Source organism: Viridibacillus sp. NPDC096237 (genome assembly GCF_050278625.1).
GTDB lineage: Bacteria > Bacillota > Bacilli > Bacillales_A > Planococcaceae > Viridibacillus.
In genome coordinates this window covers 19558-41329 of sequence record NZ_JBNNTI010000015.1, presented here as the reverse complement: position 1 = coordinate 41329, position 21772 = coordinate 19558, and the positions used below count along the sequence as shown (strand labels likewise).

The following is a 21772-nucleotide window of genomic DNA, read 5'->3' as shown; positions in this document are numbered from 1 at the left end:
GCTTGAGACTGCGCCTATGTTTGCATAGGAGCTAAGAAGTAGGTTCCGCATGGTTGCCTGTTACGATGCCTTGCAGCCGGTGGACATCGCTCTCTTATACAGTAAGATCACACATACTAGTCTTCTTTTCGCTAAATATTTAAGTATAAGCATGCAACAGATTCTTTTAACTGTCAATAATCATTTTATAATTAGGCTATTCTTTTAATAGTTTTCAACCAACTTTAAAGAGTTTGCTGTGAAAGTTGCTTAAACCCTGTCGGAGGAACGAATATCTTATTTTGTAAACGAATATTTAGTGCATAAATTTGCTGGAAATTCGTAGTGTATTACTTTGCACTTTATGTAAAATACATTTGACACAATTACAATTTATGTTAATATAAATGTAAAATCTTCTTTACATATTTGTAGGTGAATAATATGAAAAATACAATTCAAGTTCAAAGAAAGACAAAGGGATTGTCACAAGAAGAACTTGCACAGAAATGTAAAGTGTCGAGACAAACGATTAATGCCATTGAAAACGACAAGTATGACCCAAGTTTACAATTGGCATTTGCTTTGGCTTATGTTTTAGAACATCCAATTGAAAAATTATTTATTTTTAAATACGAAAGGGATGATATTAATGACAATGGTAAAAAAAGTTAGTGTAATCTGTTCTTTAATTCTTATTACTGCAATTGGTGGTTTTGGGATATATGAATGGGTTACAAAAGAAATACTTAACGCTTCTACACTATTCTTTGTATTTTTAGGAGTAGGTTTCTTCTTTCAATCTGTAACTTGGGGTGAAATGGATGGGAAACGTGAAGGAGAAAAAGATGAATTGGAGAAACATATAACGCTTGTTAGTTCAAAAATAAGTTATTATCTATTATTGATATTAATGTTTATCGTTTTAATTGTATCGGAAAGAGTAACTGCAATGAATGACATAAAAAACATCCCAATTGTTATAGTAATTGGACTTGCATTTATTACAATGCCCATTACTGAATTCGTTGTTTCAAAAAAATACCAATAATATTATAGCAAAATCAAATTTTTAAAAAATCTATTTAACATCTTCTTGTGCTAAGGGTATATGTTAAATATTCATCTCTTGAAATACCAAAATTATAACTGAGCTGATTCTACATATTTGTAGAGCCTGATCAATTTTTTGCTAAAGACAATAATATAATTTAACATAGCCTACAATTAAAAAAATAATGCATAATATCAATTCGATTTGTGATACTCTTACACCTTTAAATCTCAGAATAATTCATAAAAAAAAACGACTATCCGTCCGCTCATTGATAGTCGTTTCCTGTTATATATACGGTATTATCATTACATTTTTGATCTACTTATTGCATCTTTTATAGAAAAAGCAGCTGTGATGATTGAAATCACAACGGTAGCTAATATCATTAAGAAAACACTACGTTCCTCTTGCATATCAACAAAAGTCACTAAGTGCTTTGTAAATTTCGGTTCAATAAAATTTGGTCGTGTAATGATTATGATAAAGGAAGCTGTTGTAATGAGCTCATATAACGTCTGAAAAACAACTACTTTTTTAGTCCATCGTCCTTGTATTAGTTTGTAGAGCGCTAATACAATTCCGATTACCACAATCACTACTTTTTACAGTGTCCCCCTTCTGAGGCGATAGTCGTTTCTTTGCTATCTCGAATTATTCATCTGTTTTATTTGTAAAAAAAAACCAGAATTGGACAAGGGGTACCCTCAGCATGAGAGTACCCCTTAATTTATAATTAGCTAATTTTAATAAAACTCAAATTTCAACCCGATCATCCGGGGAATATTTACTCAAAAGCCTGTAGCTTTTTGTACCGCGGTAAAATTCCACTGGTTAGCTTTCTAACCTAAGCAACGCAAACCCTACCTTCTTTTGCGTCCTTGTGACCCCAAAGTCACTCCAGTGTGAATAAGTATCTACAAAAACATTTAGTAGAATGCCAACATTTATAAACTAGCTAATCAGCATAGATAGTAGTATCTCACGAATAACTATTTTTGTCAATGGTGATGCTTCACACTTCCAATATCCTCGTACTATTGATAAACAAATTTCGTGAATTTCTATACTAATCATAACGTATGTTATCTATGTATTTATTTCTTCCACTATGCTGTTAATTAGAGCAGTAAGTTGTTGCTTAATTTCCTCGTCTTTTACTGTAGCATTATTATTAAATTTAGTACCCACAGAAGGAACGAATAACGAACCATTTTCAATAACAATAGCATCCAACATACCTAGTGTCAGCAATAAATGATTCATGTGATTTATCTCCCACTGCAATCGACGGAGAAGCCGTTATAACAGCTACTGGTTTTTTATAGAGCTCAGTAGATGGCACTAGCCATTCTAGAGCATTTTTTAAGACTCCTGGGACATTGCAGCTATCTATTATTCTGTTTGTTCTCTAATAAAATCTGCATCATCCTGATTTATACTTTTATATTCAACATCTGCCCAATTCTCTCCAGAACGAATACCGATTATTGCTCCATTATCGGTAAACCATACTTTTGAATCAATTAATCCAGTCGATTGCTTCGGGCTATTCACTTCAATGAATAAATCTGGTCGGTCCTTATTTATATCAATAGTGTTAACAGGCTTACTGTTCATATATATCATCATAAAATTATCTATGACTACTTGATTTTGTGCGTCTGTAATCGTTTTTATATAATCGATTTGTCCATCATTCCTACTTTTTTCAATGCCTATTTTAACCTCTCTCGTTATTGTTTCAGAAGTCGTCTTACTTGTTACATATCCAGCAGAAAAAAAGATTAATGCTAACACAATTATTAATAAGATGCTTTTTTTGTTCATCTAATCCCCCCAGTTAATGGCACAAATCCATTTATATTTTTATATAATAAAAACCCTAAAATTATACATAATCTATAATTCTCCTTAAAAACAAAATGCCTTCTAATTAATGACTTTTCATATTCATAAAAAGCGAAACCAAATGAATTTGTTATTAAAAAATTTTCAAATAATCCCTTATCAACAACAAAATAGACCTATTCCAGTATCTGAATAGGTCGCAGTATATCGACAAAATGCATTCAGAATGCTCACATCCTGAATGTCTTTTATATATTTTGGTTATTGTAGATCCTCTTTTATGCCATTTTTGGAATTTGCTAATTCCAGTTGACGAGTTTCTTTAAATCATAGCAGAAAAAGTAAGCATCGCCTACATGGACACTTTTTTAAGATCTTTTAAGGTTGTCCACCGCATCCTCAATTTTTCCTATAAGATGTTCTTGAGATACTAGTGGCTCCAAAGCAATCATTTCAATTTAATCTCTTTCAGGATTTTTTTTATCGCCATTATTTCCTATCGTATCAAAAGATTTATTTTTATTACATATGTCGTTGATTGGAGCGGAGGTGGCGACTCCTGCGGGAAAAGCGGGACAGTCCAAGACCCTGCAGGAGCATAGCGACGAAGCGGCTTGGCGCTCGCCCGCGGAAAGCGTCCACCGTAGCGAAAATCAACGGTCTTATTTACTTTTTAAAATAAAAAGACTGTAGAGCTATTTCACTATATTAAAATGTCTGTTTTATTATTATTTTATTAATTTATCCCCTTTAGAAATCTTGCCTCCTTAATCAGATAATTTTCCTTTTGGTGTTTAATTTCTCATATAAAAAAACATTTGATTTATAGTTTTTCTTTTAATTCTTCAATCTGTTCAATATGCCTTTTTTCGTGATATCCGATAAACGGAACCCATTGTTCTAGACTTATTAATCCGAATGTCGGATGCGGGTAGGCTTTATCTTTCAATTGATCCTTGTTGCTATTTGTGACAACCTGAAGAAGATCATTAGATGACTGTTTCAGTTTAACCTTCATCTCTTCCAATGTAATAAAGGTTTCATCTGGTTCTGCAAATGATGGTGCTTTTATCTTTGTAGAACGGTCAACTATTAATTCGATTGGCTTTGCATTAGCAGACTGCTTTTCACCTTTTTTCAAAGTATATTGAATTGCTTTTGCTACTCCAAATTCTATTAAATACAGGTGATGAAGTACTTGCATAATAGTCCACCGACCTTCTTCAACTTCCTTATTTAATTGCTCGTCCGATAAATGACTTACACTATTCAGTAATTCAGCTCTTATGCTCTTGTTATGCTCTAAATACTGTTCCATCTTTTATCCCTCCGATACCAAATTATTAGTATGTCAACGTGAATATTTAATACTAAATAATATTAGTGAACGCCAATCCTCACTATATTTTGAGATTAGCCATTCTTTTGAAATATGCCCTATTCCACGTGGCCGAAACATATTTTTTATAGAAAATCTTTCATTCTATTTAACGTATAAATAAAATACTCCCAGTTATTGATTGTTGAAGGAATACTGATATGCTCATCAGGCGTATGCACTAAGAATATATCTGGCCCAATAGAAATAGCATCTAATCCTGGAATCTTCTCGATAAATACTCCGCACTCAATACCGGCATGTACAGCAATTACTTCCATCTCTTTACCGTATTTTTCTTTATATGTTTCTTCAAATAATTTCTTTGCTTTTGAATTAGGGTCAAAAGGCCATTCTGGATAATCAGAATCGATAAGCACTTCACATTCAAGCATTTCTGCTATCGTTCTTAATTGAGTGACCATACAGGATTTTACACTTTTAATCGAACTTCTTATTTCACTTTCAAAAGTTATAGTTGAATCAGTTGTCGTAACAACCCCTAAATTCGTCGAACTTTCCACTAATCCCTCTATTGCCATACTCATTCCTTGTACTCCGTGTGGGATTAAAAGTAAAGATGTAATGACTTTATGCATTGTTTCAGAAGAGAAAACGGGTGTAGAACTGATATCTCTTTTTTCAAAGAAAATCGATACGTCTGGATCTGAAAACTGTAGTTCATTTTTAAAAATAGCATTGTATTTCTCAATTTTTTCATTTATAGGCTCAACATCATCCGTTTGTATAAAGACAATTGCTTCTGCTTCTCTTGGAATCGCATTTGGTTTTAAACCACCATTAATCTGTTGTATTGAATAATGGAATTCAGATGATAAATCCTGTAGTAGTCTACCTAATAATTTATTAGAATTACCTCTTTCTTTATTGATCGATATACCTGAGTGACCACCCTTTAATCCTTTAATACGAATGCTATAAGCTACTTCATTGTCTGTAGAGTTATCCCACTTAATCGGCAATACTTGCGTGACATGTACGCCCCCTGCACTACTAACAAGTAATTTGCCATCTTCTTCTGAATCAATATTAATCAGAATTCCACCTTTGAAATGCTTAGCATCCACAGCAATAGCACCATTCATCGTTGTTTCTTCTTCAGTTGTAATGACTACTTCTAACGACGGGTGCGGTAAATCCTCTGCATCTAACAACGCTAAGGCATAAGCAACAGCTATCCCATTGTCTGCCCCTAATGTTGTATCTGTAGCATATAGCATGTCCCCTACTATTCTTAATTGAAGCGGATCCTTTTCAAAATCATGAATCGTATCTTGATTTTTTTCACAAACCATATCCATATGCCCTTGAATAATAACTGTTGGAACATTTTCATAACCAGTAGTAGCAGCTTTTTTAATGATGACGTTTAACGCTTGATCTTGTATTACCTCAAGTTTTCTCTCTTGTGCGAAGCGAACTAAATAATCACTAATTGCTTGTTCATTCCCTGAACCTCTTGGAATTTTGGATATCTCCGCAAAATAATGAAATACTTTATGACTTGTTAGTTCTTCTAGATTACGATACATACAACTCACCTTTTCTTTAACAATATTTGAAATGTTTAGTTTTATTATAGCTCAAGTTTCGAGCAAGATGTTGTTCTCTTTCACAATTATCGGAATATATAAAATTCAGTCGAAAGATAATAAATTCAAATTATTCTAATAACTTCTTGTAATTGTATTTAAATTCCACTAATCTTATGTAAAGATATTTAAGAAATGGGGATGGATACATTTTATGAAAAAGGCACTCATCACTATCATTATTGGTATTGTATTAGTGGCAGGGTCTTATGGAGTTTTTCAATATAATAAGTATAAAGAAAAACCAATAACGGATATCCTTACTCACCTAGAAGATAGTACAATTAGCTCTATAACTGTAGATAAGATTGCAAATTTAAGAATCGAAAATACTTACCAATTCGAAGAAAGAAATACAGCAATAATAAAATCGCTCAAGAAACTAAAAGTGCACCGTACAAAAAGTGACTTTGGTGCATTAGATTGCGAATATAGTGTGTCATTCGTTACTGAAAAAGGTATTGATACTGTATTTCTATTTGGAGATAAAAAAGAAATCATTATCGCAACCGATACTGAAAGTTGGGGTAATAGACATTATAAAGCTAATAGTAGTGACTTTTTTGATGTCGTAGAAACATTAATAGTTAAAAACAATGAACATGAGTAAAAAATTTAAAAAGGGGCGATCCAACAGTCAATTTCTCGACTATTGGACGCCCCTTTGATTATCATCAATGTTGAACTATCGTGTTTTGGTTTTATAAATTTTAGTAAAACTATCCTTCTCAGATATCTCAGTTACCTCTTATCTTGTGCGTTTAATGAAAAATGAAACAACAATAGCAAGTAAAACAATGATAAATCCTAGGGTAAATGCATCATCAAAACCTGCCGTCAAAGCGGCTACTTTTTCAGCAGGATCATTTGGATTTTCAGACTGTGTTAAATAATCAGTTTGGCCAGATGACATTTTACTAATGAATAATGCTGTTCCGATGGCTCCTGCTACTTGTTGTAATGTACTAAAGATTGCTGTACCATGTGGATACAATTCTTTAGGTAATTGATTTAAACCATGTGTTTGTGTAGGCATCATGACAAGTGAAATCCCGACAAGTAAAAGACAGTGGATCATAATAACATATCCAGTTGTTGTTGTCACATCTATCCCTATAAACATCCACATTGCAACAGCTACTAGTAAAATTCCTGGAATGATGATAGTGCGCGCACCGAATTTGTCAAATAGCTTCCCTGAAATTGGCGCCATAATACCATTCAGTACACTACCCGGTAACATGATTAAACCTGATTTAAATGCTGATACTAAAAGAATTCCTTGTAAAAACATTGGAAGTAATATCATAGTTGAAAACAGTGCCATCATGATAATGACAATTAATACGACCGTTATTGAAAACATTGGATACTTAAATGTACGTAAATCGAGTATTGGATTTTTAATTTTCAATTGTCTAAAGATGAACCAGATTAATGAAGCAACACCGATTATTAAAGTACCATAAACCTCTTCGTTTGCCCAGCCAAGCTCTCCGGACTTACTAAAGCTATAGACAAATCCACCAAACCCGAGTGTAGATAAAATAATTGATAAGACATCAACTGCTGGTCTAGTTATTTCCGAAACATTCTTTAAATACTTTGCTCCAACAATAATTGATATTAGTGCTAGTGGAATGACAATGTAAAATAACCAGCGCCAATCAAGTGTATCAATAATCACACCTGAAAGTGTCGGCCCAATAGCTGGTGCAAACATAATTACTAGACCAATCAAGCCCATTGCTCCACCACGTTCTTCCGGTGGGAAGATGATTAAAATTGTATTCATCATAATCGGTATGATTAAACCCGTACCGAAAGCTTGTATTATGCGCCCTATAAGTAAGAAGCTAAATGCTGGTGCAAAGGCCGCAATAATTGTCCCTACTAAAAATAAAATCATCGCTGATAAAAACAATTGCCTCGTCGTAAACCATTGTTGTAACAAAGCGGTAACAGGCACTAATACCCCTACCACTAGCATATAGACAGTAGTCAACCATTGAATAGTAGTAGGTGTTACACTAAACTCACGCATCAATTCTGGCAATGCATTACTTAAGAGTGTTTCATTTAAAATAGAAACAAAAGCACCAATAATCATGGCAATGATAATTGGTCCTTTTTTAATATTCGATAAATCAAATGAATCACTTGATAATACTTGTTTAGTAGTATTCAAATTCATTTCCTCATTCCTAATTATTTGCTACACTTGTAAGATAAAACTACATATGTTTAATATACACATATAATTTTAAAGTTGTAAGAATCAAATTTAGTTGAGTATCTATATAAACTACAAAATAAGGGGGAATGTAGATGAATTTTAATGATAAAAAGATTGATCTTCGGGTTAGAAGAACATATAAACTATTATGGGGAGCACTTGAAGACTTACTTTCACAACCAGGGCAGGAGTTTAATTCAATTACCGTCAATCAAATTTGCGAAAAAGCAATGGTTCACCGAACAACTTTTTATAAGCATTTTGAGGATAAATATGACTTATTATATTATGGAATTGAACAATTCCACGAAAAATATGTGAAAAACAGCTTAGAAGAGCGCGTTTTAAAACCATTCCAATCCATAGAAGTTTTTCCGAATATTGAATTACTAGACAACATCGTGCAATCTAATAAAAATGATGAAATTTTCAATAACTATATGAATTTACGTAATAAAGAAGCACTCAGGCACGATTTTCTAGAGTTGAATAGCCGTGGGGAAAACTTTACGGTACCAATTGAAATTATTGTAGAGTTTTACTCTGGAGCTCTTTCTTCGCTTAGTGCATGGTGGGTTCAAAACGGCCGCAAGGTTCCAGCAAAACAGATGGACCAATATTTTTATGAAATGATAAATAGAGAATTTTTCTCAAGTTCAAAATTGTGATTCATTATTGGCGAATCTTCTATCCCTTTTTACTTCAGTAACATTGTTTGAACAGCCATTATGACAGTTCAAACAATGTGAATAATAATTTCCTCAGAAAGCGTTCAAGTGAAGAAATTCTTATATCTATATAAATATTGCAAAATCGTGTTAGGGTATGGGTATATTCCAGCATGTTTTTTGTGACAGGGTTTCTGCACAAGTCACAACAACATTTCCATACTAATATGGAAACTTCAAAAAACTATGAATCGTGCACCGACACCGCTACTCCCTCATGTAGGACTATTCATGAACAGTCACAATTACTCCGTCCACATTGTTCCCTGAAATTTCATAATGCTGATTCACGGGGACATTGACTGTCGTACTCTTTGAAATTTGATAATAAGAAATTGTATATTTTTTCCCCTCAACATTAATTGAAATCTCCTTTTTCTCTTTCAAGAAATCTAAGTATTCTTCTAAAGTAAACTTCTTTTTTTGCATAATGGCACTATGAGGTAAACCGACATAGCGTATATGCCACGGTTCATATTGAATACCTGTAATGTTCGTTTTGTTCTTCGGATAGCGTAGAACAAAGCCATACTTCCATACCTTTTCTTCAATCCATTTTCCTTCAGGAGCATTCTCCATTTTCGTTTGAGTAGATCCTACATCGAGTGACAACCCTAAATTATGTTCGCTATATCCTGCTGGCAATGCATAATCAGAGCCCATTTTTTGATATAATTGCCTTTGCTCTTCAAAATCTCGATAACTACTGCTGATCAAAAAATTACGAACGCCTTCTTTTTCTGCTGCATCTACGACCCTCAAAAATTTATTCACAATTTCCCTTGATAGACGAAGATTTCTATCAAGTACTCCATAACCTCTTACTAACTCTTTATTTTGAGATAAATTTATAATATCAGATTTTACACTACCTTCTTTAACTGGGTAATTTTTGTTAACTAGTAATAGATCACCTTTATAAATTTGCTCTTTTGTAATTTCTTTTTTTTCGGTATGCGTAGAAGTTTCCTTATCATCCTTGTCCAAAACCTTAATCTCTACACCATTTTGAATTAATGGTGCTAAATAAATACCAACACATACTGTGCATAATATAAGTAAAAATAATACCCACTTTTTCATTTCTTGTTTCCTCCTTAACCTTACTTAGTATAGGATAAAAAAAACTATTTAAATAAAAAGTGGGGTAAACTTAAAATTTTTATTAAATTTTTAAATTAGATTCATCACCATCGTCCGCTGGTAATCTTACTTCAAATATTGTTCGTATTAAATTACTTTCGGCAGAAATCGTTCCGTTATGTTGCTCTACAATATTTTTGGCAATAAATAAACCAAGCCCTGTACTATCTTGCCGCTGGGTTCGTGCTTTATCACCTGTATAAAACATATCGAAAAGATACGGCAAATCTTCCTCTGGAATACTATCTCCATAATTAATAATTTGTACGACAACTTCTCCATTATCAATATGCCCATTCATATCAACAAACTGTCCGTCATAGCCGTAACGGATTGCATTGGTTAAAAGATTTTCAAATACTCTTGCCAACAGTTTACCGTCTCCATAAATGTTTAAATGAGGAGCAATATTCATTCTAGCTACTAAATCTTTCTTCTCTAATACAGGATATAATTCCTCATCTAATTGTATAAGTAATTCACTTATATCAATCGAACTTTTTTCAACCTTTAGCATGCCATAATTCATTCTTGTTATTTCAAATAAATCATCAATTAGACCCTCTAGTCGTTGAGATTTCGTAAAAGCTATCGTCGAAAAATGTTTAATTTGTTCTTTTGTCAAATTCTCGTCTTTAAGAATTAAATCTAAATAACCTAAAACAGATGTTAATGGTGTCCTTAAATCATGAGCCAAATTTAAGACTAACTGATCTTTACTGCTTTCCGCAAAATCTCCTCTTTTAACAGCTTCTTTTAACTTTTCACTTGCTAAATTAATTTCGTGTGCGATATCACTAAACTCGTCATTAGATGAAACATGAACTCGATTTGTAAAATCACCGTTAGCAAGATAATGAATTCCATTAGAAATTTCATTAAAGTACTTTGAATACGGTCTAGTAAGAAAAAAGAAAAACAAAATAGACAGAGGGATAAATATAATTAAAAAGAAATTAACATCTCCAATATTCCTAATCGTTGACCGGAATTGAGTTAAAGGATCCCCATAACCAACCATAGTTTTATAATAGAGCTGAAGCCCTTTGTAGATCATATACGTGATGCTACCAGCTAGTATCATGCTTAAAGCAAATAGTGCAATCATTTTAGAGCGGAAGCTTCTTAACATTTTACCCATTGAATGTATAACCTACCCCCCAAACAGTTTTGATCAATTTATTCTTCCTCTTATCTTCTCCAAGTTTTTTCCGTAAGGTACGAATATGTACCATAACCGTATTTCCTCCTTCATAATACTCTTCGGCCCACACTTGTTGAAAGATATTTTCCACTGTGTATACTTTTTTCGGATGACTCGCTAATAAATATAAAATATCAAACTCTTTTGGAGTTAACTCAATATGTTCACCGTAAAGACTAACTGTCCGTTGCTCAGGATAAATGACTACTCCACTAATCTCCAAAATGGATTTATTTTCAGTAGCTTGCGGTTGATTTAACATTAAAAATCGTCGTAACTGAGCATTTACACGAGCAACTAATTCAATCGGAGTGAAAGGTTTCGTCATATAGTCATCTGCGCCTATTACAAGTCCTGTCACCTTATCGAAATCAGATGTTTTCGCACTCAAGAAAATGATAGGCATATGATATTGCCCTCGAATTTGACGCGTTACTTCATATCCGTCCATTTTAGGCATCATAATATCTAAAATCACCAACTCAATTGATTGAGATTGGATAACACGAATAGCTTCTTGCCCATCAGCTACTTTAACGACATTGTAGCCTTCTTTTTCTAAATGTATCGCAATTAAATCAGCAATTTCTGCCTCATCGTCAGCTACCAAAATTGTAACTCTCTTCATTTTATTACACCTCTATATCATTTCATGCCATACCACTAACACTCTACAATTTTTTTTATTCTATAATTTCACATGCTCTATTTTAAACCCTCTGCACTGTTTGTACAATAAAGATGTACGGCAACGATTTAAAGAATACCCCACCAAACCTGAAGGAATTCTCAATTTGGGGGCTTTGTTTTAAAAGATTCCTAGATAAAGCTAACTTTTAGACATTAATAATTTCGCAAATATCTTAAAAAATCGTATTTGCCTGTTCTCGAATATTAAAGTTGTTAAAACTGAAAGCCCATATGTTTTTTAGTATCGGCTTTTTTACTGTGACACAATTTCACTTCAGTCGTCAAACCACTATGCCTACCAATTAATTGTTCGCGCTGAATTGCAGTTCCCCATAGGAGCAGCATTACTATGTAATTAAAAGGAATTTTAAGGACTTTTCCACTTAAAATACCACCCTAATCAAAATAGAAAATCAATAGTTTCACTAATAGCTATTGGTCTCAAATGAAACATGATAAATAATCGCTTTAAGCACTTATATATACTAAAAATCAAACACAATCTTACCTTCTACTAGCCTCAATTTCGCACTGAACATTGAACCCTTCTTCGATTTAAAACCTTTCATTTCCTTTGTCACACCGAATTGACAAAGATCTGACACTTGCTTTGGTGAAAGTTTTTTACCGGCAACTGTTTTGGATATAGTAAATTTACAGCCAGCTTTATAATTTGAACAGCCATAAAAACTTTTCCTTGATAACATCTGTCCCTTTTTACAAATAGGGCAAAATCCAAGTGGCTCATTTGAAGCACTATTCTCAGCGGCGGCTTGAATGTCTGTTTTCTCCACCATTTGCGGAGTTACTTCTATTAAATGATTCAAAAACTTGCAGACATTTTGGATGAAAGCTTCTTTTGAACCAGTACCATTACCGATTTTCCGCAAATATGTCTCCCATTTTGCGGTCATTGTAGGACTTGATAGTAGTGACCCTTCAATTGTCTGGCATAAGACACGCCCTTTATCTGTTATCGAAACGATATTTTTTGTTACATCAATATAACCATGGCGTTTGATAGTCTCAATAATACCTGAGCGTGTTGCTTCAGTACCTAGCCCTTCTACTTCTTTCAAAATATCGCTAGCGCTCTCATCGTCTACGAGCTTTCCACACGTTTTCATCATTTGTACGAGCTGACCTTCTGAATAAGGTTTCGGTGGCTGGGTTGTCCCCTCATGAATAGCAACTTTTGACTCGACTACCTCATTCGTATTTACTGGAGGTAATAATGGTTCCTCATTCTTTTTCTTGGTCGATTCTGCTCCACTCCATAAGGTTTTAAATCCTGGATCTAGCTCTACTTTGCCAACCGTTTTAAAATCGATTGCCTTGACATTCGTCATGATTGTAGTTTCTTCATACACATGATCTCTATGGAACATAGCTAGTGTACTCTTCACAATTTCGAAGTAAATATTGCGTTCCATTGGCGACAATCCTTGTACTTTTGCAACCGTTGGAATTGTTTTCGTTGGTATGATGGCATAATGCTCTTCTACTTGTGCATTGTCTACATAACGCTTTTGCGGACGTGCATTTGCAATGTCAAATGGTTTATCAACGATTTTCTGATAATCCGCTACTCTGTCGGCCAAATAATTAAATTCGGCTTCAGTTATATACTGGCAATCTGACCTTGGATAAGAGACTAGCTTCTTCTCATATAAACCTTGCACAACATCTAACACTTTTGCCGGACTATATTTCCATATCTTATTGGCTTTTGCTTGTAGTGTGGAAAGGGCATGCAATTTCGGTGGCTTGACATGTTTACGTGCTTTTTTAACGTCTCTTATCACACCTGGAAGGATTTCACCTTCTGTGATGCTAGCTTGATGAATTATTTGTTCGACTTCTTCCCGCTTATCCTTTTTAAAAGCGGCTTTCCCTTTATAAGGACCCTTTTTAGCTAAAAATTCAGCAGTCAGTTCATAGAAATTGGTCGGTTTAAAGTTTTTTATTTCTTCTTGAAGTTGATAAATCATATAAACAGTTGGCGACTGTACACGGCCAATAGACATTGTTTCATTTAGGCCCTTTGCTTTTAGCAGCATTGTATATAAGCGGCTTGCATTCATTCCAACAAGCCAATCACTGATCTGGCGCGCCTGTGCTTCATGATACAAAAGCAAATCCTTATCATTATTTCGCAAATTCGCGAAACCTTTTCGAATCTCATCTACCTCTAGCGAATTTATCCATAGTCGTTTTACTGGCTTTTGACGAACACCGGTCTGACGATAGATAGAATAAAATATATTAGACCCTTCCCTGTCAACATCACATGCGTTAATCAAAACATGTGCCTCTTTAAACAACCGCCTTACCTCTTGAAACTGATCCCATTTGCCCTTCGCGACTCGGAATTCATAGTTTTCCGGAATAATCGGTAATTGTGCCAGCGACCAGCGCTTCCATTCCGACTTGTAATCCGCGGGTTGTTTTAATTCAACTAAATGCCCAATCCCCCAAGTAATCGTCGCTCCATCTGGAAACGTCTGATTCGGGGAAATTTCTATGTAATGTTTTGTTTTCTTTGCTACTTGAAAAGCATCTGCATAGGCTTTCGCCTGCGTTGGTTTTTCAGCTAAAATCACTGTATTCCCCATAATTCCCATACTAACACCTCAATTTATATCCTTACTCGTATCATACCGAAAATTTGTTCGGTTGGCTATTGCTGAACGAGAAAAACGTTTCAAAAGCACCATTACTTTTGAAACGTTTTATTGTTCACTATTACTCTCACTTTTAAGAATTTAAATTTAGGTAAATTGCTTTGTAACCATAAAAACAAACATTCCTAAACAGAAGATTCTACATCTAAGGTCCAATTTTGTAAAGGCATTATCTACTTCTTACGAACAATAGTTTAAACCACTGATTAACTAGAAACGGCATAATGGACAAGCTATAAATTAAACCTAATTGTACTCCACTTAATGTTGCAACTTCAAACACACCAGTAAGCGATGGAATATATAATACTAAATGTAAACATAAAAAACCTATTAAAAATGCTAACCAAGTATATTTATTCGAAAATACGCCTATTTTGAAGATCGATTCTTTAGATCTGGAGTTAAAGCCATGTACTAATCTTGACAAACATAATGTTGAAAATGCCATTGTAGTTGCTGTTAAAGTATCTCCCGTTGACAATCCTATTCGAAAAGCAATGATTGTAGAGATAGCAATTAATAATCCTTCCAACATTATTTGAGTAGTAAATTTTTTGTTTAATAAAGGCGTATGAATATTTCTAGGCTTGTCCTTCATTGTTTTTTTATTATGCGGTTCTAGACCTATTGCAATTGCTGGTAAACTATCGGTAAGCAAGTTAATAAATAGTAGATGTACAGGTGCAAAGGGAACTGGTAAACCACATACAGTTGCATATAAAACAACAAAAATAGCACCTGCATTCCCTGATAATAAGAATAGAATAGCGTTTTTAATATTCGTATAGATACTTCTTCCATTCGAAATAGCTTTGACAATCGTTGAAAAATTATCATCCGTTAAAATCATAGAGGATGCATCTTTCGCTACCTCGGTACCTGTAATCCCCATCGCCACACCGATATCGGCTTGTTTTAAGGCAGGGCCATCATTGACACCATCTCCCGTCATCGCAACGACATTTCCTTTTTCCTGCCAAACTTTAACAATACGAATTTTTTGCTCTGGTGTCACTCGGGCATAGACAGAAAGATCTTGAACCTTTTCTTGTAGTTGTTGATCAGTTAATCCTTCAATTTCATATCCTTCGATCGCTTCTGATGGATCATTTAAAATACCAACTTGTTCAGCAATAGCAGTTGCTGTTATTTTATGGTCACCTGTAATCATGACTGGTTTAATACCAGCTTTTATACAGCTTTCAACCGCTGCTTTTGACTCTTTTCTAGGAGGATCCATCATCGCTATCAATCCGACAAAGATCAAATCTCTTTCGACTCCTACATTGATTGTTTGATTTCCCCTTATTTCTTTGTAAGCAATTGCTAGTACTCTTAATCCTTTCATAGAAAAGTCACGATTCACTTTTTCAATTTTTTTACGATGTTCTTCAGTAAAATCAAATCTTCCTTTAGAAGTATCGATTTTCACAATTTTAGATAGAAGAACATCTAATGCTCCCTTTGTAATCATGATATATTGCTGATTGATACGATTCGCTGTACTCATTAGCTTTCTTTCTGAATCAAATGGAATTTCCGCCATTCTTGGATAGTGATCTCTTACGGATAATTCTTCAAGGCCGTACTGCTTACCTAATTTTACGAGTGCAATTTCAGTAGGGTCACCGATTTCTGAATTATCTCTTTCCAAAGCGTCATTACATAATAATGCCTTGATGATAAGATCTTTCTCAATTGCATTTTCAATATGCAGTCGATCATGCGGAATGACTCTTTGATCAACATATACTTGTTGAACACTCATTTTATTTTCGGTTAATGTTCCCGTTTTATCTGAACAAATGACAGATACACTGCCCAGACTTTCGACAGCATAGAGCTTTCTTATTATGGCATTTTCCTTCGCCATTTTTTGTGTTCCAAAAGCCAGTACAATGGTAACAATCGAACTTAATGCTTCTGGAATTGCTGCAACTGCAAGCGAAACAGCAAACATAAAGGATTCTACTAACTCACGTCCTCGAAAAAGATCAATAGTGAAAATGGCTAAACATATCAGCGTGATCCCTAAAGCTAATTTTTCCCCAAATTGATCTAAACTTACTTGTAGAGGTGTTTTCTTCTCTTTCGCAGTATCAAGTAAATTTGCGATTTTCCCGATTTCTGTTTCCATTCCAATAGCTGTAACAATTATAGTACCTCGTCCATTGGTGACAAAGCATCCAGTGAAAACCATATTATCTTTATCAGCAATAGTTACATGATCTTTTCCTATGGGTTCTGTACTTTTTACTACAGCTAATGATTCACCTGTCAGCGAACTTTCATTTACTTGCAGACTATGACTTTCTAATACTCTGCCATCAGCATTGATATAATCTCCAGACTCCAAATAGAGAAGATCTCCAACCACTATATCTTCTGAAGAAATCTCTACTAGCTGATTATTTCGCATCACTTTTGCTATTGGAGTGGTCAAAGCTTTCAGATTATCTAAAGACTGTTCTGCCTTCACATGCTGTACCGTGCCCAGGATTGCGTTTAAAATAACGACAATCAAAATGACAACAGTACTTCCTACTTCACCTAATAGTAATGAAATGAAAGCGGCAATCATTAAAATTATGACTAATAAATCTTTGAACTGTCCAAAGAAAACGGCGAATGTACTTGTTTTTTTCCCTTCTACCAATATATTATATCCATATTCTTCTTGTCTCTCTTCGACGTCATAATCACTTAACCCTTGATTTGTTACGTTCAAATTTTCCATGACTGCATCTGATGATTGTTTATAAAATTCTTCCATTCGATTCTCCTTTCAAAGTAAATCACTAGACTATCATGCTAATAAAAAACTCTCACTAGATATCCTACTTTAGAGAGTCTTGCAAAATGCGAATAAATCAATTGGTATGGACAATCAAAACGGAGCACCCATGTACCAGTAGCTAGAGGAAAATTACCTGTAAGTACAAATTGAATAATATAGTTTCTTACTGCCGTAAACGATCTGACTATACTCAACTAGAAAGAATATTCCTATTTAATAATCTTTCAGTTAGCAAACATAGATTCATACCGAGTAGATCCTTTTGGATTACCCTTCCTTATGCAGGTAGTGAATTCATTTGAATATATTTCCGAAAAATAGCATTCGATTAAAAGCATTTCAATTTTGTACTCTATCTACTCCACCTCCATAATTCTTTAACTATAAAAATACTATTCTTTGATCTACTCTATTATGATAGTATTCGATATATTAATTAGATTATTTGATATATCTTTGAAAACATTTTGGAGCAAGTTCTATGTAATGTTTTGTTTTTTCCTGCGTGAAAAGCATCTGCATAAAATTTCTCCTGCGATGATTTCAGCTTAAATCACTGAAACTCCTACTAACACCTCTATATTCTCGAGGGCACTGAAAAAGTCCATAAAATGAATTTTAGCCATGGCGGAAACGATTAATCGTTTCTGCCATGGCTTTTTCTTCGATGCCGTTAATTTCCGTTCCGGCGGACGCTTTCCTGGGGACGAACCTTGAGCCTCCTCGTCGCTAACGTTCCTGCGGGGTCTCAAGATGTTCGCTAGTTCCCCAAGGAGTCGCCGCCTGCACTCCAATCAACTAGTTTTATCATTTTTCTGAGTTTTTCATTCTTTCCGATTCACATCTAACCCATAATAATGAAGAATAAGGAAAATACCAAAAAAACAACGGCACTTTCTGTTCAAAATCGAACTGCACTGACCTAAAAATAGGAGACAAATAAAAACACCTTTCGTTGAAAAAATAGGTATCCTACCTTTAAAAACCAACGTGAGGTGTTTTTATGTGAAGGTTACAGTAAATATAAAATCCCTTCTTTTTTTTATAATTGGACTCAACATTTACTCGATTATCTTATGAATAGCTTCCCATTCATGCCTTAAAACGCCCATAACTATAATATCGTATCTTTTTCCATCTCGATAAACTACCGATCTCTTTCTACCTTCCTGTTGAAAACCAACTTTTTCGTAGGCTCTTATTCCACCTTTGTTGTATTCAATAACTTCCAACCCAACTCGATCCAAATTTAATTCATGAAAAGCATAACGAAGAATCAGTTTCAACGCATCTGAACCATAGCCTTTATTACGATTAGAAGAATCTCCTATCCCAATTGCCATAAGTCCAGCACGATTGTTCCATTCAATGCTATGAATTGCCACAAATCCGATTAAATGATCATCCACAATTGTTCTCAGTCGGAAATACACTTCATTTGCATTCGATTTCCCTTCAGATGCCCATTGTTCTTTTGTTTTCGGTAGAGCCATTTCTGTATCTACATTACGTAGATATTCATCATCTTCTCCCCATCTCAACATAATATTAACATCTTCTTCTCTAGCTATAGTAAGTTTTACCTGATCTCCATAAAAAAGATTAGAATTGATGGTTGTCATGTGAATCTCCTTCTCATTAGATAGTTTTATAGAACTTTCAGCTTTCTAATACACCATTAACCGTACTCAATACCTCATCCCCCTTAAATTTCCAATTAATACAATAATAATGTTTTTCGAATTTTCCATCAATAATAAATACGGATTTCTTTTTATTTGTCTAAAAAAGCAGTAAACAATTTGCGAACTAAATGGTCTGTCTTGTGGAACAAGTTGTTCAATTGTAATTATCTAATTATCCCTAGTTGTTCGCATTATTGAATTAGCTTTCTCGTAAATACTTTATTGGTTTGGAGAAGCGTCCGTTTGACTCCTGGGGAAAAGCGAGACAGACGAGACCCTGCAGGAGTGTAGCGACGAAGCGGCTCGGCGCTCGCCCGCGGAAAGCGAGCGGTAAGCTTTGGATAACCTGATCTATCCTTTATAAAAATAAAATGACCATAGATAAACTCGAATTTTTCCGAATTTATCTATGGCCTGAAGCATCAATTTTATTATCATCTTCTCTAGCTATAGTAAGTTTTACCCGATCCCGGTAAAAGAGGTTTGAATTGATAGTTGTCACGTAAATCTCTTTTTCATCAGATAGTTTTAGACCCTTCAGCTTTCAAATACACCATTAACCGTACGCAATACTCCATCCCCTTAAATTTCCAATAAATATAATTATAATGTTTTCGAATTTCCCGGCAATGTTAATGCGAATTCCTTTTATTTGTCTAAAAAAGCAGTATACAATTTGTGAACTAAATGTCTTGTGGAACAAGTCGTTCAATTGTAATTATCTCTAGTTGTTCACGTTCTTGATTTAGCTTTCTCGTCAAATACTTTATTGGTTTGGAGAAGCGTCCGCTCGACTCCTGCGGGAAAAGCGAGACAGACGAGACCCTGCAGGAGCATAGCGACGAAGCGGCTCGGCGCTCGCCCGCGGAAAGCGAGCGGTAAGCTTCGGAAAACTTGATCTATCTTGTTTAAAAATAAAAAGACTGTAGAAAACTCGTTTTTTTCGAGTTTTTCTACAGCGTTAGCTTAACAAGGATATGTAACTTTGAAATGGGATTAAAAGAATTGTTTTATAAAGTGAACTGGATTTAAATATTCTCCAGTAGCCTTTTTTATTTTTTCATTCCAATGTAAAGAAGCTCCGTATTTAAAGAAATTTTCTTTTAAATAATTACCTACTTCTGGTTTGAATAGATCAGGAGAAATATTATTTTCAATAAAATGTTGAAGTTGTGATGCTGTTAATTCACCTAACAAATAGTCTTGATAAGAGACTGGAGCTAATGAAAAGTGCATTTTTGATGCCCAATCGGGATAACTTGTATCTTCAGGAGGATTAACAAACTGTATTTCCTTTACAATATTCCACCATAATTTATTTAAGTCCTGTTCCGGATTTTCGTATAGTTCTCTTTCGAAAAAGACAAAAGTGATTATCCATCTTGCAGAGACTAACATTTGACGTTGAAGCATTTTTTCAATAGCAGGAATTTCACCTAATAATTGTTCTTCTGTTAAATCCAGAAACCGCATTTGCCACGCCAAAGTTTTATTCATCCTTCCGAAAAACAATGCTATGGCTTCAGTAGTTAATGAATGTGAATGGAAACGTAAAATAAATGGTAAATCATGATCAATATATTTAAAATAAGCAGCATGTCCGAACTCGTGTAGTAGAGCAGTTGCCCAAAATACACTTTCATCCATGTTCACTAAAACTCTTATGTCCCCTTTACGGTCAACATCGGTACAAAATCCAAATGGGTTTTTATTCTCACGTGGGTACAAATCACTTCTTCGAAGAATGTCTTCAATATTTAATCCCATAGCATTAAATGTTCTATTAACAACCTTTTCTAAATCCTTACCTTCATAAAATTTGTCTAAATCGACTCCGCTAACGGGAGGAGCTTCTTGAAAAAACGGATCAACATAATGCCAAGGGCGTAGTTCTTCTATTTGAATACTCATTTTTTCTGCCCATTCTTCGTCTATTTCACCCTTAATTTTACGAAACGGTTCATCTGATAGATTTTTTAATTGTTTAAATGTATTAAATACCGTATCGATATCCAACTCTTGGGTTATTAAACTCATCTGATAAAAATTATCAAACCCCAATGCTTGTGCATCTCTATTCCTTTTATGTATTAATTTCAGGAGATTATTTTCAATTTCTTTTCCCACTTGTTTACTTGCAAGCCAAGCTTCTTTTCTTTGTTCATTTTGATTACTGTTTTTAAGAATATCCAGCAACTCATTGTTTGTTACTTCTTTTCCCACCAACGTAGGTCTATACGTGTTAAATATTTGTGAAATATCTTTTTCAAGTTCTAATGTTTTAGCCACTTCACTTTTATCAAGTTGATTTTTAATTCCTTTATAATATAGGTCGCCTAATTGGCGAACTTGAATGGGTGTAAGATTGTTCTCCTTTTTATATGATAATATCTTTCTAAATGTTTCTTGCTCAGAAAAATTATCAAAATATTCGCTTAGGGCTCTTTCGTGTTTTTCACTCCACTCTTTTTTGCCTGTTGTTGCAGACATCCAATGATTAAATAGAACTGGTTTATAGAGTGACTCCATACTTTTATTTTGTTCGATTAAAAATTCGTTTATATCTTGGAATGACATTGGGTTTGTAACCTCCTTAATATAGCTAAAATTCTAAACATTAAAATTATAACATATATGGATTTTATTCTATTCTACTAATCTGTCTTATTAGCTTAACAATAATATTACTAGACAAATAAGCATCGTTATTTTATAGTGGTTAGTAAC

16 protein-coding genes, 1 pseudogene and 1 other annotated feature (1 of these 18 cut by a window edge) are annotated in these 21772 nt (G+C 34.2%); of the genes and pseudogenes, 4 read left to right on the top strand and 13 right to left on the bottom strand.

The annotated features are described in order from the left end of the window. Positions 1-138 (bottom strand) — a binding site (T-box leader); it reaches 78 nt to the left of the window's first position. 285 nt (positions 139-423) lie between these two features. After that, positions 424-654, top strand: coding sequence for a helix-turn-helix transcriptional regulator (locus ACQKMD_RS10430; RefSeq protein ID WP_427751775.1), 231 nt, complete (start codon positions 424-426; stop codon positions 652-654). Beyond that, positions 632-1030, top strand: coding sequence for a hypothetical protein (locus tag ACQKMD_RS10425; RefSeq protein ID WP_427751774.1), 399 nt, complete (start codon positions 632-634; stop codon positions 1028-1030). Before ACQKMD_RS10430 ends, ACQKMD_RS10425 begins: the two co-directional genes overlap by 23 nt. 311 nt (positions 1031-1341) lie before the next feature. Here ACQKMD_RS10425 and ACQKMD_RS10420 read toward each other — a convergent pair whose 3' ends face one another. The 5 genes and pseudogenes from ACQKMD_RS10420 to ACQKMD_RS10400 form a co-directional block, all read right to left on the bottom strand. Further along, entirely contained in the window at positions 1342-1632 is a 291-nt protein-coding gene (locus ACQKMD_RS10420) for a hypothetical protein (RefSeq protein WP_427751772.1), read from the bottom strand. Positions 1633-2122: 490 nt separating this feature from the next. Then, positions 2123-2417 (bottom strand): annotated as a pseudogene (locus ACQKMD_RS10415) (NADPH-dependent FMN reductase); the annotation flags it as partial. Positions 2418-2428: 11 nt separating this feature from the next. Further along, positions 2429-2863, bottom strand: a complete 435-nt coding sequence (locus ACQKMD_RS10410) for a hypothetical protein (RefSeq protein WP_427751769.1) — start codon at positions 2861-2863, stop codon at positions 2429-2431. A gap of 844 nt (positions 2864-3707) precedes the next feature. Then, positions 3708-4202 (bottom strand): DinB family protein, encoded by a 495-nt coding sequence (locus ACQKMD_RS10405; protein ID WP_427751767.1) that lies wholly within the window; start codon positions 4200-4202, stop codon positions 3708-3710. Between the two features lie 146 nt (positions 4203-4348). Then, a complete protein-coding gene (locus ACQKMD_RS10400; protein WP_427751765.1) occupies positions 4349-5815 on the bottom strand; it encodes an aminoacyl-histidine dipeptidase in 1467 nt (488 codons plus the stop codon). A 214-nt stretch (positions 5816-6029) separates the two neighbouring features. Here ACQKMD_RS10400 and ACQKMD_RS10395 point away from each other — a divergent pair, with 214 nt between their 5' ends. Then, the gene (locus tag ACQKMD_RS10395) at positions 6030-6485 is read left to right on the top strand and encodes a hypothetical protein (RefSeq protein WP_427751764.1); all 456 of its coding nucleotides are present in this window, start codon (positions 6030-6032) and stop codon (positions 6483-6485) included. Between the two features lie 138 nt (positions 6486-6623). Here ACQKMD_RS10395 and ACQKMD_RS10390 read toward each other — a convergent pair whose 3' ends face one another. Beyond that, positions 6624-8069, bottom strand: coding sequence for a DHA2 family efflux MFS transporter permease subunit (locus tag ACQKMD_RS10390; protein ID WP_427751762.1), 1446 nt, complete (start codon positions 8067-8069; stop codon positions 6624-6626). Positions 8070-8203: 134 nt separating this feature from the next. Here ACQKMD_RS10390 and ACQKMD_RS10385 point away from each other — a divergent pair, with 134 nt between their 5' ends. After that, on the top strand, positions 8204-8779 hold the full coding sequence (locus ACQKMD_RS10385; protein ID WP_427751759.1) for a TetR/AcrR family transcriptional regulator: 576 nt from the start codon (positions 8204-8206) through the stop codon (positions 8777-8779). A 285-nt stretch (positions 8780-9064) separates the two neighbouring features. On the opposite strand, the gene vanY is transcribed toward ACQKMD_RS10385, so the two are convergent. The 7 genes from vanY to ACQKMD_RS10350 all read right to left on the bottom strand — a co-directional run bounded on the left by vanY (position 9065) and on the right by ACQKMD_RS10350 (position 21622). Further along, entirely contained in the window at positions 9065-9922 is an 858-nt protein-coding gene (gene vanY, locus ACQKMD_RS10380; RefSeq protein ID WP_427751758.1) for a VanY-A/VanY-F/VanY-M family D-Ala-D-Ala carboxypeptidase, read from the bottom strand. Positions 9923-10004: 82 nt separating this feature from the next. Further along, positions 10005-11123 carry an ATP-binding protein gene (locus ACQKMD_RS10375; protein ID WP_427751756.1) on the bottom strand — a complete coding sequence of 373 codons (1119 nt, stop codon included), beginning with the start codon at positions 11121-11123 and terminating at the stop codon, positions 10005-10007. Then, positions 11116-11814, bottom strand: a complete 699-nt coding sequence (locus ACQKMD_RS10370; RefSeq protein WP_100797049.1) for a response regulator transcription factor — start codon at positions 11812-11814, stop codon at positions 11116-11118. The genes ACQKMD_RS10375 and ACQKMD_RS10370 overlap by 8 nt, the downstream gene beginning before the upstream one ends. Before the next feature lie 547 nt (positions 11815-12361). Further along, positions 12362-14491: a DNA topoisomerase III gene (gene topB, locus ACQKMD_RS10365; protein WP_427751835.1), complete on the bottom strand. Its 2130-nt coding sequence runs from the start codon at positions 14489-14491 to the stop codon at positions 12362-12364. A gap of 238 nt (positions 14492-14729) precedes the next feature. Next, positions 14730-17336: a cation-translocating P-type ATPase gene (locus tag ACQKMD_RS10360; protein ID WP_427751754.1), complete on the bottom strand. Its 2607-nt coding sequence runs from the start codon at positions 17334-17336 to the stop codon at positions 14730-14732. Positions 17337-18421: 1085 nt separating this feature from the next. Further along, on the bottom strand, positions 18422-18982 hold the full coding sequence (locus ACQKMD_RS10355) for a GNAT family N-acetyltransferase (protein WP_427751752.1): 561 nt from the start codon (positions 18980-18982) through the stop codon (positions 18422-18424). A 1059-nt stretch (positions 18983-20041) separates the two neighbouring features. Next, positions 20042-21622, bottom strand: a complete 1581-nt coding sequence (locus tag ACQKMD_RS10350; protein WP_427751750.1) for a M3 family metallopeptidase — start codon at positions 21620-21622, stop codon at positions 20042-20044. Positions 21623-21772: the final 150 nt, after the last annotated feature.